At 43.7% G+C, this 12,595-nt stretch carries 12 protein-coding genes and 1 pseudogene; 11 read left to right on the top strand and 2 right to left on the bottom strand.

Annotation, left to right across the window (positions count from 1 at the left end):
* Positions 1-7: 7 nt before the first annotated feature.
* Complete coding sequence (locus Q0C76_RS06600) at positions 8-862, bottom strand: ROK family protein (RefSeq protein WP_295731242.1); 855 nt, start codon at positions 860-862, stop codon at positions 8-10.
* Between the two features lie 247 nt (positions 863-1,109).
* Between Q0C76_RS06600 and Q0C76_RS06595 the strand changes: the two genes are divergently transcribed.
* Genes Q0C76_RS06595 through nagA form a run of 5 tightly spaced genes read left to right on the top strand, consistent with a single transcriptional unit; the run spans position 1,110 to position 5,459 of the window.
* Positions 1,110-1,988, top strand: coding sequence for an N-acetylneuraminate lyase (locus tag Q0C76_RS06595; protein ID WP_295731240.1), 879 nt, complete (start codon positions 1,110-1,112; stop codon positions 1,986-1,988).
* A 20-nt stretch (positions 1,989-2,008) separates the two neighbouring features.
* A complete protein-coding gene (locus Q0C76_RS06590; protein WP_295731238.1) occupies positions 2,009-2,698 on the top strand; it encodes an N-acetylmannosamine-6-phosphate 2-epimerase in 690 nt (229 codons plus the stop codon).
* A 21-nt stretch (positions 2,699-2,719) separates the two neighbouring features.
* The gene (locus Q0C76_RS06585; protein ID WP_295731236.1) at positions 2,720-3,574 is read left to right on the top strand and encodes a MurR/RpiR family transcriptional regulator; all 855 of its coding nucleotides are present in this window, start codon (positions 2,720-2,722) and stop codon (positions 3,572-3,574) included.
* Between the two features lie 23 nt (positions 3,575-3,597).
* Positions 3,598-4,311, top strand: a complete 714-nt coding sequence (locus Q0C76_RS06580) for a glucosamine-6-phosphate deaminase (RefSeq protein WP_295731234.1) — start codon at positions 3,598-3,600, stop codon at positions 4,309-4,311.
* Between the two features lie 11 nt (positions 4,312-4,322).
* Entirely contained in the window at positions 4,323-5,459 is a 1,137-nt protein-coding gene (nagA, locus tag Q0C76_RS06575) for an N-acetylglucosamine-6-phosphate deacetylase (RefSeq protein WP_295731232.1), read from the top strand.
* Between the two features lie 84 nt (positions 5,460-5,543).
* Here the strand turns inward: nagA and Q0C76_RS06570 are convergent, their stop codons facing one another.
* Positions 5,544-6,434, bottom strand: a complete 891-nt coding sequence (locus Q0C76_RS06570) for a LysR family transcriptional regulator (protein ID WP_295731230.1) — start codon at positions 6,432-6,434, stop codon at positions 5,544-5,546.
* 145 nt (positions 6,435-6,579) lie between these two features.
* On the opposite strand from Q0C76_RS06570, the gene Q0C76_RS06565 reads away from it, so the two are divergent.
* From Q0C76_RS06565 to Q0C76_RS06540, 6 genes and pseudogenes are all read left to right on the top strand, one after another.
* Positions 6,580-8,205 (top strand): malolactic enzyme, encoded by a 1,626-nt coding sequence (locus tag Q0C76_RS06565; RefSeq protein ID WP_295731228.1) that lies wholly within the window; start codon positions 6,580-6,582, stop codon positions 8,203-8,205.
* Between the two features lie 26 nt (positions 8,206-8,231).
* Positions 8,232-8,713: pseudogene (locus Q0C76_RS06560) on the top strand (hypothetical protein).
* A 137-nt stretch (positions 8,714-8,850) separates the two neighbouring features.
* The gene (locus Q0C76_RS06555) at positions 8,851-10,191 is read left to right on the top strand and encodes a threonine/serine exporter ThrE family protein (protein WP_295731226.1); all 1,341 of its coding nucleotides are present in this window, start codon (positions 8,851-8,853) and stop codon (positions 10,189-10,191) included.
* Between the two features lie 18 nt (positions 10,192-10,209).
* Positions 10,210-10,869: a uracil-DNA glycosylase gene (locus Q0C76_RS06550; protein WP_295731199.1), complete on the top strand. Its 660-nt coding sequence runs from the start codon at positions 10,210-10,212 to the stop codon at positions 10,867-10,869.
* Between the two features lie 67 nt (positions 10,870-10,936).
* The gene (locus Q0C76_RS06545; protein ID WP_295731197.1) at positions 10,937-11,932 is read left to right on the top strand and encodes an alpha/beta hydrolase fold domain-containing protein; all 996 of its coding nucleotides are present in this window, start codon (positions 10,937-10,939) and stop codon (positions 11,930-11,932) included.
* Positions 11,933-11,941: 9 nt separating this feature from the next.
* Positions 11,942-12,511: a DJ-1 family glyoxalase III gene (locus Q0C76_RS06540; protein WP_295731195.1), complete on the top strand. Its 570-nt coding sequence runs from the start codon at positions 11,942-11,944 to the stop codon at positions 12,509-12,511.
* Positions 12,512-12,595: the final 84 nt, after the last annotated feature.

The following is a 12,595-nucleotide window of genomic DNA, read 5'->3' as shown; positions in this document are numbered from 1 at the left end:
TACGCTTTCATAAAAAGAATGGTGAAACGGCGCCAAATAATTGGGCGCGGTCTTGAAGGGTAGTTGCTTTAATTTCAACGTTATCCAACCCAGCTGGCAGAAATTCGTGGACGGCTGTTTGAATTTGGTGAATCAAGAAATCTCCCTGTTGACTAACGGCACCACCAATTAAAATCTGTGTCGGATCGAGAATTAAACAAATTTGCGCAAGCTGTCGGCCAAGGCGCTGGCACCAATTTTGAATGATTTGGACATATTTAGTTTTGCCGTCCCTTGCTAATTGGAAAGCTTCTGGAACGGTAACGTTGACAGCTGCTAATTGGTGTTGGATTGCTAATGTCGATGATTGACTTTCAAATGTTTCCTGAGAGTCAGGATCATAATTGAGGTAACCAACCGAATTAGCAAGACCGTGGGCGCCCTTAAATAACTGACCATTGGTGTAGAATGCACCACCGATCCCGGTTCCTAACGCGATGCAATAGGTTGATTGCTGACGGTTAACGCTGCCATGTAAAACTTCACCCATCAGGGCGGCATCAACGTCGTTCATAACGTGGACTGGCAAGTGAGTTGTTTGTTCCAGAATCCTTTTCAGTTGCGTTCCCTGATATTCCTGAATAGTAGGACCCGCGTAAATGATTTCACCGTGGTCACCAACCCGACCGGCTGTACTAATTCCAATCCCCTGAATCGATAGTTGCGACATTAACTGATGGCTAACACTGGTTAAGGTTTTAATAATTGCTTGATCGTGATTATGATCGGTTGGTCGCTGGCCTGATTTAATAACTTGAAAATTCGAGTCAATAATTCCATATTTAATTGACGTCCCACCAACGTCAAATGCAAGATAATTCATCCCGATTGTCCTCATTTCTTTTAAGTATTTCCTGAAAACGGTTACATTATATCATGCTTAGCACTTTCTTTAAATTAATTTTTTCAGAGTTAGATGCTGATGTATCAATGTATACGGGATTATTTGGAAAATATTACCGAAAAAAATGATTGCAAAAATATTTTTCACAACGTATTCTTAGGATGCGGTTGAAGAAGAACTATTACATGAATTTAGTTGCAATTGTTTTAAACAAAGGATGGTAAAAATGACTAAAAAATTGTATTCCGCGCTATTAACTTCTTTCAACGCTGATGGAACCGTGAATGAAAAAGGAACCCGAGAAATTGTGCGGCATAACATTGATGTTAATCACATTGATGGGTTATATGTTGGTGGTAGCACTGGTGAAAACTTTATGCTGCAAACGGCCACCAAGAAGCGAATCTTTGAAATTGTCAAAGATGAAGCGGGCGATGACGTTGATTTAATTGCCCAAGTCGGCTCGATCGATTTGCAAGAAGCAAAAGAATTAGCAAAGTATGTTGTTAACGACCTTGGTTACCAAACTATTTCCGCTGTTACACCGTTCTATTACAACTTTAGTTTCCCAGAAATTAAATATTACTATGATGAAATTGTGAAGGATGTTGACGCAAACTTGATTGTTTACTCTATCCCTGCTTTAACAGGTGTTTCGCTATCCTTAGATAATTTCGCTAAGTTATTTGAAAATCCCAAGATTATCGGGGTTAAATATACCAATGCTGACTTCTTCCTCCTGGAACGGCTTCGAAACCGATTCCCAGATAAAAAGATTCTCTTTGGTACCGACGAAATGCTTTTACCAGCTCTATCATTAGGGGTTGATGGAGCAATCGGCTCAACCTATAACGTTAATGCAGCTCGTGCCAAGGCAGAAATTGAAGCTTTCGAAGCCGGAAACATGAAGCAGGCCTTAATGATTCAACATCAAACGAATGATTTGATTTCTGCGATTCTCAGCAATGGACTTTACCAAACGATTAAGCTCTTGCTACAAGAAATGGATGTTGATGCTGGCTATACTAAAGAACCAATGCATAAGCCAACACCAGCAATGAAGACTAAGGCGAGCGAAATTTACACACAATACTTAAAAAATTAATTTAAAGAGGCACTAAAATAATGAATAATACTTTTTTGAAGGCCACGAAGGGGCATCTCGTGGTTTCATGCCAAGCCTTGCCGGGTGAACCGCTTCACAGTTCATTTATTATGTCCAGAATGGCGCGCGCGGCTAAGGAAGCTGGCGCTGCTGCGATTCGAGCAAACTCGGTCGTTGATATTCAGGCAATTCAAGATGAAACTCACTTGCCAATGATTGGCTTAGCGAAAGTTGATTATGATGATTCACCAGTTTATATTACGCCAACAATGAAAGAAATGCGGGCAGTTGCCAGCACGGGGTGCGAAGTGGTTGCTTGTGATGTGACCGGTCGCGGACGACCGCATGGTGAAAAACTGGCTGAGATTGTTGACCAAATGCGTCAAGAATTTCCCCAAACGTTGCTGATGGCTGATACGGATTGCATTGACAGTGTTAAAATTGCTAATGATCTCGGCTTTGATATTATCGGGACGACCATGCATGGTTATACTCCAGCGACTGAAGGAATGAACGTAGCGGATGATGATTTTGCATACTTGAAAGAGGTTTTGAAGGCTGCTGATCATCCGGTCATTGCGGAAGGAAAAATTGATCGTCCTGAAAAAGCCAAACGGTGTATTGATTTGGGCTGCCACGCTGTGGTAGTTGGCGGGGCAATTACACGACCGCTTCAAATCGCCACTGGCTTTGTGAAAGCACTTAAATAAATTAGTAAGGAATGATGATGGATGTCTGCACGCTTTATGGAAAAAGTTCAAAATCTCTTTATTAACCTGCCACGACAGGAGAAAAAGGTTGCCCGAGTTACCCTCCAAAAACCGGAGCTGGTTCGACAAATGAACATTACAGAACTAGCCACACAAGCTGGAGTTGGGGTGGCTACTGTGAGTCGTTTTACTAAGCGTGTTGGTTGTAAAAATTTTGCGGATTTTAAGTTAGCATTGGTTACCCCAGATACGGTGCAACGGACATCTAATGAAAAGATGTCGACGCCGCTTGACATCTATAATTATTATCAAAAGATTCTTTCGGAAACGATGGCAATGGTCTCAACCAAACAACTTCACCAGGCTGCCAATTTGATTCATGATGCTGAGCGGGTGTACGTTTTTGGCATTGGCAGTTCGGGCTATAATGCTCAAGAATTTGCCCAACGAATCTTACGAATGGGAAAGCCGGCATTCGCAATGACAGAAAGCAATATGATGACGATTGCAAGTGCAACGATGAACCAAAATGATTTAGTGATTGCGTTATCTGTTTCAGGCAGTACCCCAGAAGTTTGTTCTGCAGTCCGTGATAGCCGAAAAAATCAAGCCACCATCATTGCGGTAACAGCATTTAAAAATAGTGTGCTCGGTAAAATGAGTGACTTGCTGTTTCAGATTAAAAGTACTGAATTAGTGGGCGACTATGATTTTATTAATTCACAATTTGCTGTAACCTACGTGATTGATATGCTAACGCAGATCTTATTACAATTTGCCGACTTTCGGAAAACAATGGATAAGACTGTTGAATCGATTCTCGTTACGAAAGAGCAAACGGCCATTCGTGGCCATCGTCGATCGAATCATAATTAATTAGAACGGAAAGGAATTTCACAATGAACGTAATTGTGGTTAAAAACGCCACTGAAGGCGGTAAGCAAGGGGCGGCGATTTTTCAAACTGCTCGCCAAAGCGGTGCAACGACTTTTGGCCTTGCGACGGGGAGTACACCATTGACAACTTATGCTGAACTTTGTGCGAGCTCCATCGATTTTCAAAACTGTATCTCGATTAACCTGGATGAGTATGTGGGGCTGGGACGTGATGATGAACAAAGCTATGCTTATTTCATGCAGAAACATCTCTTTACCGAAAAGCCCTTTGCTCATTCTTACATTCCAAATGGGCTTGCTACAGACCTGAAGAAAGAAGTGCAGCGGTATGATCAAGTGATTGCTGAGCATCCGATTGATCTACAGATTTTAGGTATTGGTCGGAACGGCCACATTGGTTTTAACGAGCCGGGAACCTCATTTGATAGTACGACTCATGAGGTTCAACTGACTCAGTCAACAATTGATGCCAATTCGCGGTTTTTTAATCACAAGGGTGATGTCCCGCGTGCCGCACTGTCAATGGGAATGGCATCGATCATGCAAGCCAAACAAATTTTATTGGAAGCATATGGTGACAAGAAAGCATCTGCTGTCGCGAAAATGATTGAAGGACCAGTGACTGAAGATGTACCGGCAAGTATTTTGCAACGGCACCCGAATGTTACCATCATTATTGATGAAGCAGCTGCTCAACAGTTGCATGGCCAATACTAAGGAGTTATAAAATGCAAACTGTAATTAAGCATGCTGATATTTATACAGGTGAGGAAGTTATTAAAGACGGCTTTATTCGGTTTAGTCAACAGGTACTGGCCGTTGGACCAATGATTGATTATCAACCCAAGGCGACTGACGAAACCATCATTGATGGTCATGAACGAATCATCGTTCCCGGCTTCATTGATGTCCACAGTCATGGTGGTTATGGAATTGACACAATGGATGCTGATCCTGAGCGATTAAATCAAATGGTTCAGCAAGTGACCAAAAATGAAGGGGTAACAACTTTCTTCCCCACAACGGTGACCCAATCAGTGGACAATATTAACCACGCCATGGTTGGAATTCGTGAAGCTGCCAAGATGAACCCGGTTATTCAGGGAACCCATCTGGAAGGACCGTTTGTTTGTGTTGAATATAAGGGAGCTCAACCGGAACAGTACATTCAAGATCCAGACTATCGACTTTTGGATCATTGGAATGAACTAGCGGGTGGACTAGTTAAAATGATTACCTACGCTCCAGAAAAACCAGGGGCGCATGAACTAGAAGAATACTGCCTTAGTCATCAAATTGTCCCATCCGCGGGTCACTCGAATGCAACGCGTGAACAAATGAAACATTCATTAGCAAGTCATATTACTCACTTGTACAATGCCCAACGGGGGATGCGCCATCGTGAACCTGGACTGACTGGGGATGCATTAATGGAGGCAAATCTCTACACAGAAATTATCGCGGATGGCTTCCACGTGGTCCCAGATATGATTCGGCTGGCCTATCAGATAAAGGGACCTGATCGGATGGAGTTGATTACTGACTCGCTTCGCGCAAAGGGAATGCCAGAAGGCATTTCCGAACTGGGCGGTCAAAAAGTCATTGTCAAGGATCATCAAGCACGGCTTGAGAATGGTCACCTGGCTGGATCAATTCTTCAATATAATTTGGCATTTAAGAACATTGTTGATTTTACCGATTGTGGAATTGCCAATGCGGTTAAAATGTCATCAGTTAATCAAGCACGTGAGTTCAACTTAACTACCAAGGGGGGATTAACGGTTGGTAAAGATGCCGATTTGAACATTCTGGATCAAAATTTAAACTTACAAACGACTTATAGTTATGGCCACCAGGTCAATTAATATTATTACTAACACTCCTTTAGAATACGAATAGATAAAACCAACCCTTCAGAGATGAATGCGATTACCTCTGAAGGGTTGATTTTATTTTGGCAAATAATTGGTTAATAACTCCCAGAGGTCTTGCTTGGGATCGGTCATGATGGCGGTATTGCGGCGAACAGCCGAGACTAAAAATTCTGGTTGTTTGCGATCGAGCAAGGGCACTTGCACTAAGTTGTTCGAAGGCAAGATGGCAAGACCAGTGAGGTATGAAATACCAATATTTTCTGCAACTAGTGATTTAATGACGTGAACATCAGCGGTTTTGTAGATGATGTGGGGACGCAGATGGTTGATTTTAGTCATCGAGCGAAAGGCTTGATTATGGACAAACCCCTCATCAAAGGTAATGAATTTTTCTTTGGCGAGTTCTGTAAAGTAAACACCAGAGTGAGCTTTGGCCGCTAAGGGATGTTCACGCCCCACGATGATCCTGATTGGCGCACGGGAAATTGTCGTGCTGGTTAAACGTGGATAATTAAGCGGAATGATGGATCCTAAGAGTGCGATATCGAGATCACCGTGACGAATCATCTCGAGTAAAGCTGTTGAACCATGTTCGATTACTTCTAACCGGGTCATTAGTTGATGACGCATTAATAACGGCGTCAGTGGTGGGAAAAAGTAGTTGCCAATAATTGGTGGTAGTCCGAAACGAATCTTCTGTTGTTGATTGTTTTTCATTTCTTTATGGGCGATTTCTAGTTCACTGAGGATGATTGCCACGTGTTGGTCGAATTGCTGCCCGCTACTTGTAACGGTCACTGCATGATGCGATTGGTCCCGGAAAAATAACGATGTATGAAGCTCACTTTCTAGTCGTTTGACAGCATTGGTAATCGTTGGCTGACTAACGTTAAAGTTAGTTGCGACTTTTGAAAAGTTTTTTACTCGAACCAATTCGTGATAATATTCTAAGTCTTGGATGTTCATTGTCAATCACCTTGATATCAACCAATTGCTTTGTTCATATAATTATTCTTTATAATAACACAATAATTTGACTATCCTTTTAAGGCCTTTATAGAATGATCCCATAAATTGGAGATAATTATTGGAATTGAGAAAGGAACTGAGAATGATGAAAGCAATGGACATTTTGAATAATCCATATTTGAATAAGGGCACCGGGTTCACAGTGGAAGAACGACAACGGCTCGGATTAGTGGGTGCACTGCCAGCCAAAGTGCAAACCTTACAAGAACAGGCAGATGAAACGTATGCGCAATTTCAAACCAAGCCGGCGGGGTTGGCGCAACGTCAGTTTTTAATGCAAATCTTTAATACGAACCGGACACTGTTCTTCTACTTAATGGGACAACACATTGTGGAATTCATGCCGATCGTTTATGATCCGGTGATTGCAGAATCAATTGAAAACTATAGCAACCTGTTTGTTCAACCACAACAGGCAGCCTTTTTGTCGGTTGATGATCAAGACCAGATCGAAACTAGCTTAAAAAATGCGGCCGATGGTCGCAAGATTCGATTAATTGTGGTGACGGATGCCGAAGGGATTCTGGGAATTGGCGATTGGGGAGTCAATGGTGTTGATATTGCCGTTGGTAAGTTAATGGTTTATACCGCTGCCGCTGGCATCGATCCGTCACAAGTTCTGGCCGTTTCTTTAGATGCGGGAACGAATAATCAAAAATTATTAGATGATCCAATGTATCTTGGCAATCGTCATCAACGGGTGACTGGTGAACAATATGATGCGCTGGTTGACAAGTTTGTTCAGGCGTCCCGCAAGCTCTTTCCGGAAGCATTACTCCACTTTGAAGACTTTGGACGGTCGAATGCAGCGGTCATCTTAAATCGGTATAAAGATCAAATGCCAGTCTTTAATGATGATATTCAGGGAACTGGGATTATTGCTTTAGCAGGTGTCCTTGGCGCCTTAAACATTTCAAAAGAAGAATTAGTTGATCAAAAATTTCTCACCTTTGGTGCCGGCACTGCTGGGATGGGTATTGCAAAGATGCTTTATGATGAGATGGTGCGTCAAGGCGCTGATCCTAAAGAAGCCAAGCAGCATTTCTACTTGGTCGACGTTCAAGGACTACTGTTTAATGACACGCCGGGGTTAACACCTGAACAGAAAGAGTTTACTCGCGATCGGCGTGAATTTGCCAATGCGGATGAATTGACCGATCTATTATCTGTAGTAAAAGCTGTTCAACCAACCGTGATGATTGGAACTTCTAAGCAGCCTGGCGCATTTAACGAAGCTGTCGTTAAAGAAATGGCCGCTCACACTTCACGCCCAATTATTTTTCCAATATCTAATCCCACAAAGTTAATTGAAGCAATGCCAGCAGATTTGATTAAGTGGACAGATGGTCGAGTGTTAACGGCAACCGGAATTCCAGTTGCACCAGTAGAATACGACGGGGTGACCTACACCATTGGTCAAGCTAATAATGCACTAGTTTATCCAGGCGTCGGTTTTGGGGCCATTGCGGCTCAAGCCACCAGAGTGAATGAAAAGATGTTATCAGCAGCTGCTCATGCCCTTGGCGGAATTGTTGATCCAAATCAAGCCGGAGCTGCGGTTCTGCCCCCAGTAGCCAAATTAGAAGACTTTACAACGCGGGTTGCTGAAGTTGTGGCTCAGTCGGCGATTGATCAAGGCCTCGCTGGCGGCGGAATTACTGATGCTCATCAAGCAGTTGCTGATCTTAAATGGGAAGCGAAATACTAATTATGGATGGAAAGGAAGATTGAGAAGTGGCTGGATTCTTAACATCGGTTTCGAGTGTTGTTGAGATTGTCTTAATTATGGTGCTGGGCTATATTCTGCGCCGTAATAATTGGTTTGCGGATTCATTTGGCGGCAATATTGCCTCGCTAATTACCAAAATTGCCTTGCCCGCTTCAATTTTTATATTGGGATTGTGCTATATGATGCCGGACTTAACAATTTTCAGTTTGAACGTGATTCCGTGTTAGCTTTAATTGGCCGGTTCGTTCTATCTCCGTTAGCGTTAATCATCTTAATTAAGATTGGTATCGGTTGCGGAGTGAGTCTACCAAGCCTCATGCGGCAAACTTTAGTGGTTCAATCTGCGATACCGATGTTAGCGGTATTGCCAATTTTAGCAAAGGAAGCACATGGCGACGTGAAATACGCGACTGATGTTGTTGTGATGAGTACAGTGCTCTTTGTTGTCGTCGTACCTATTTTGATGGCGATCTTACAATTTGTTTAATGCAATCTGAAAAAACAAAATTAGGTACACAAAGGTTGCTAAAGCTCGTATAATAAACGTAGATATTAATAGATTCTCGTCGGGACTGCTCCCGACGAGGGTCTTTTTTAATGAAGAATGACAATGGGAGTGGAAAAATGAGTAATCAGGAAGTACCAGCTAATCAGTATCACCATCATATGCAGATTGATTGGATGGATTTTGTGACGAGCGATAATATTACCCCAGCGACGGAGGCCAATTTGGTTGAACGAGCGGTAATTGTTGGTCGGGTTGGCATTATGATGCTTGCTTGTGGCACCGGTTCATGGCGGGTGCGCAACTCGATGAATGTGGTTGCCCAAACGTTAGGGATGACGTGCTCTGCAGATATTGGCCTGGTTTCAATTGAATATACTTGTATGGACAATCATCATAGTTACACTCAAGCATTATCTTTACCAAGTACGGGCGTGAATACATCACGTTTAAATGCGTTGGAAAGGTTTATGAAGGATATGGAAGCTGAAGGGGTCAGTTGGACCATTGGTGAAATTCATGCGCGTTTGAATGCTATTCAAAAGTCCAAGGGAAACTACCAACCGTGGATGGTGGGACTAGCGGCAGCATTAGCATGTAGCGCCTTCGTGTTCCTCCTTGGCGGCGGTTTAGTGGAAATGATCTGTTGCTTTATCGGTGCTGGATTTGGTAATTATGTTCGGCGAAAAATGATTGATCATCACATGACCTTATTCGCCTGTATTGCGGTTGCAGTGGCAACGGCCTGTGTGGCTTACCTATTATCGTTTATTGCCATTCGTGCACTGTTCGGGGTAAATCCGCGTCATGAAGCTGGCTATATTGGTGCCATGCTGTTTATTATTCCAGGGTTCCCATTCATTACGAGTGGCCTGGACTTATCAAAGTTGGATATGCGTTCTGGTCTTGAACGTGGCGCCTACGCGTTAATTATCATTACGGTGGCGACCCTAGTTGGCTGGCTGGTCGCAATGATTGTGAACTTGCGTCCAGAAGACTTTATGCCATTGGCACTCTCCCCATTAGCTTACTTTTTGCTGCGGCTACCAGCTAGTTTTTGCGGCGTCTTTGGTTTCTCGATTATGTTTAATAGTAAATTAAAAATGGCGACCACGGCCGGCCTGATTGGGGCGGTGGCAAATACTCTCCGACTGGAGTTAGTGGATCTCGTTCACATGCCAGGTGGGGCGGCCGCCTTTTTAGGAGCTTTGACAGCCGGACTTCTGGCATCAATAGTCCGAAAGAAGGTCGGGTACCCACGGATTTCAATTACCATCCCCTCGATCGTTATTATGGTGCCAGGGTTGTATATGTATCGGGCAGTTTATAATATTGGATTGACCTCCATTAATAATGGGGCGTTATGGATGACGCGTGCGCTCCTGATTGTGGTATTTTTACCGCTTGGCTTGATTGCGGCCCGAATTCTAACGGACCCAAAGTGGCGTCACAACGGTTAGAAAATGGGGTGACTGGCAGTGAAAATTAAATACCCACCTGAACTAGTTGCTCAAGTCAAGGAGCGGACGGTTGGACGACAGTTAACCGGGTTCGTAGCCGGAATGGGACCAGAACATCCGCAAATTGTTTTACTTGGTGAAGCACCTGGTCGGAAAGAGGCCGAAACCGGGGTTCCATTTGTGGGCAGTTCGGGTCAAGAACTGATGAAGATGATTGCTTTGGCTGACCTGACGCGAGATGATGTCTATATTACCAGTGTCGTGCGAAGTCGCCCGTACTCAATCCGGCATGTTCAAGATAAGAAGACTGGCGTACTCGTTGAGAAACACCCTAACCGAACGCCAACTAAAAAAGAGGTTTTAGCGTATGCTCAGTTGTTTGATTGGGAGCTGCAAACAGTTCATCCGCAGATTATCGTCCCTTTGGGAAATACCAGTTTACAACGGTTATTAGGATCGCAAGCAAATGTGGGACAGCTGCATGGCCAACCAATGAAAACGACCATTCAGCAGTCCCTGCCAGATAATTCTGGCTATGAAATGGGGACTGCTGAATATTGGGTCTACCCGATGTATCATCCGGCAGCTTACTTATATGCACGGCGGTTGGAGCCCACTGTGAGAACGGACTGGCAACGGTTTGGCCAATGGTTAAAAAAGATCAACAACTCAGTGTGAAAGCCTGACTTTTTGAATAGTTTGCTTTACTATGGAAGATAGTAGATGATGAAACGAAGGGGTTAGTATGCAAGAAGAATGGCGAACGAAGCACCAAGTTGCCAAAGTGGTCGCGCAAAATTTGAAAAATAACCTTCGTGAGCAATTAAATTGTGGTCAAAATCGGTCAGCGAAGGCATCAATGGTTGAATTAAGTCTCCAACTTTCCGGCTTTAAGCAGATGTTGCACCGGCCTGACAGATTAGCGAAGGCGTTAAGTGATGCTCGCCAGACGAACAAGGTGCCTTTTCAATTACCTTGCGATGTTGAGCGGGCTCCAGGAGTGGTACGACAGCAGCTGGATGGAGTATCAACGGTCATTTTGAATGCTAATTCGACAAATCAGCAAGTCATTCTCTTTTTATGTGGAGGCGCTTATTTTTTGCCGCCGACTGCTGACCATTGGCGTTTCTTACAGCGGTTAGCTCAACAGACGGGTGTGCAAGTGATTGTTCCGCAATATGCAACGGCACCGGCAGCTCAGTATTCAGCTGCTTACGATCAATTACACCGCCTATATACAATGCTGTATACGCAGTACCCGTCTTCAGCGATCACTTTAATGGGTGATTCGGCTGGTGCAGGTTTAGCTGCTGGATTTGCAGAATGGTTAGGAGAGCATGGAATGCCGCAACCTGGTCATTTGGTACTGATTTCACCATGGCTAGATCTTACATTGACCAACCCATTAATCAAAAAATACCAAGATCATGATGTGGTATTAGATGTGGATGGGTTACGTCATGTGGGACGTTTATGGGCAGGATCAACCCCGTTAACTGATTATCGTTTATCCCCAATTCATGGGGACGTAGCGAAGCTGAAAAATGTCCTAGTATTTGCGGGAACGCGAGAAATTATGTTTCCGGACGTGATGAAGTTTGTTCAATTATTGCGAAATGCGCATGTTCGCGTTGAAGCTCAAATTGGTCGCCAATTATATCATGAATACCCAATTACGCCCATTCCCGAAGCGCGCCAAGCATTGCGCAAAATTCAGCAGTTTTGTTTTGAAAAATCATGAGGTGATAAAATGAAAGTTGCAGTTGTTTTAGCAAATGGTTGTGAAGAAGTTGAAGCTTTGACCCCAATTGACGTCTTTCGGCGGATGGGCGTTAAAGCAGAGATGGTTGGCCTTGGTAGTCGAGACATTATGGGAGCCCACCAGATTTCATTGCATTGCGATCGGGTGGTTGATGACCAATTACTGGATTATGATTGTGTGATTTTCCCTGGTGGAATGGGTGGCGCGCACGCCCTGCGGGATAATGACCAATTAATGGCATTAATGAAACAGCGACAGGATAATGGTCAGTGGAATGCGGTAATGTGCGCAGCGCCGATTGCGTTTGCCCGCTATGGCTTGTTGGCAAACCATCATTATACTTGTTTCCCTGGGATTGATGAAGAAACGAAGCGGGTGGCACCAACCGGTCATTTTGAAGATCAAATCACGGTGGTCGATCAGGCTGGTCACCTGGTAACGAGTCGGGGGCCAGCAACTGCGTTGGCCTATGCATTCCAAATTGCTGAAGTGTTGGGACTTGATACTAAGCAGATTCGTCACCAAATGCTATATGATTATTTAAAGGAAAATATTTAATCAAACGAAAAAAGGGGCTGTGACATAAGTCTCTTATAAAGAATGGAGTTCAATGAAATCTTCGGATTTCGTTGAGCTCCATTT

Source organism: uncultured Limosilactobacillus sp. (genome assembly GCF_934202705.1).
Classification (GTDB): domain Bacteria; phylum Bacillota; class Bacilli; order Lactobacillales; family Lactobacillaceae; genus Limosilactobacillus.
The sequence above is the reverse complement of the archived record's forward strand: the minus strand, read 5'-3'. Positions and strand labels throughout refer to the sequence as shown.

Excerpts from the sequence above, each read along its gene's own strand:
- Q0C76_RS06600 (WP_295731242.1), bottom strand. The coding sequence starts at position 862 with ATGAATTATCTTGCATTTGACGTTGGTGGGACGTCAATTAAATATGGA.
- Q0C76_RS06595 (WP_295731240.1), top strand. The coding sequence starts at position 1,110 with ATGACTAAAAAATTGTATTCCGCGCTATTAACTTCTTTCAACGCTGAT.
- Q0C76_RS06590 (WP_295731238.1), top strand. The coding sequence starts at position 2,009 with ATGAATAATACTTTTTTGAAGGCCACGAAGGGGCATCTCGTGGTTTCA.
- Q0C76_RS06585 (WP_295731236.1), top strand. The coding sequence starts at position 2,720 with ATGTCTGCACGCTTTATGGAAAAAGTTCAAAATCTCTTTATTAACCTG.
- Q0C76_RS06580 (WP_295731234.1), top strand. The coding sequence starts at position 3,598 with ATGAACGTAATTGTGGTTAAAAACGCCACTGAAGGCGGTAAGCAAGGG.
- nagA (WP_295731232.1), top strand. The coding sequence starts at position 4,323 with ATGCAAACTGTAATTAAGCATGCTGATATTTATACAGGTGAGGAAGTT.
- Q0C76_RS06570 (WP_295731230.1), bottom strand. The coding sequence starts at position 6,434 with ATGAACATCCAAGACTTAGAATATTATCACGAATTGGTTCGAGTAAAA.
- Q0C76_RS06565 (WP_295731228.1), top strand. The coding sequence starts at position 6,580 with ATGATGAAAGCAATGGACATTTTGAATAATCCATATTTGAATAAGGGC.
- Q0C76_RS06555 (WP_295731226.1), top strand. The coding sequence starts at position 8,851 with ATGAGTAATCAGGAAGTACCAGCTAATCAGTATCACCATCATATGCAG.
- Q0C76_RS06545 (WP_295731197.1), top strand. The coding sequence starts at position 10,937 with ATGCAAGAAGAATGGCGAACGAAGCACCAAGTTGCCAAAGTGGTCGCG.
- Q0C76_RS06540 (WP_295731195.1), top strand. The coding sequence starts at position 11,942 with ATGAAAGTTGCAGTTGTTTTAGCAAATGGTTGTGAAGAAGTTGAAGCT.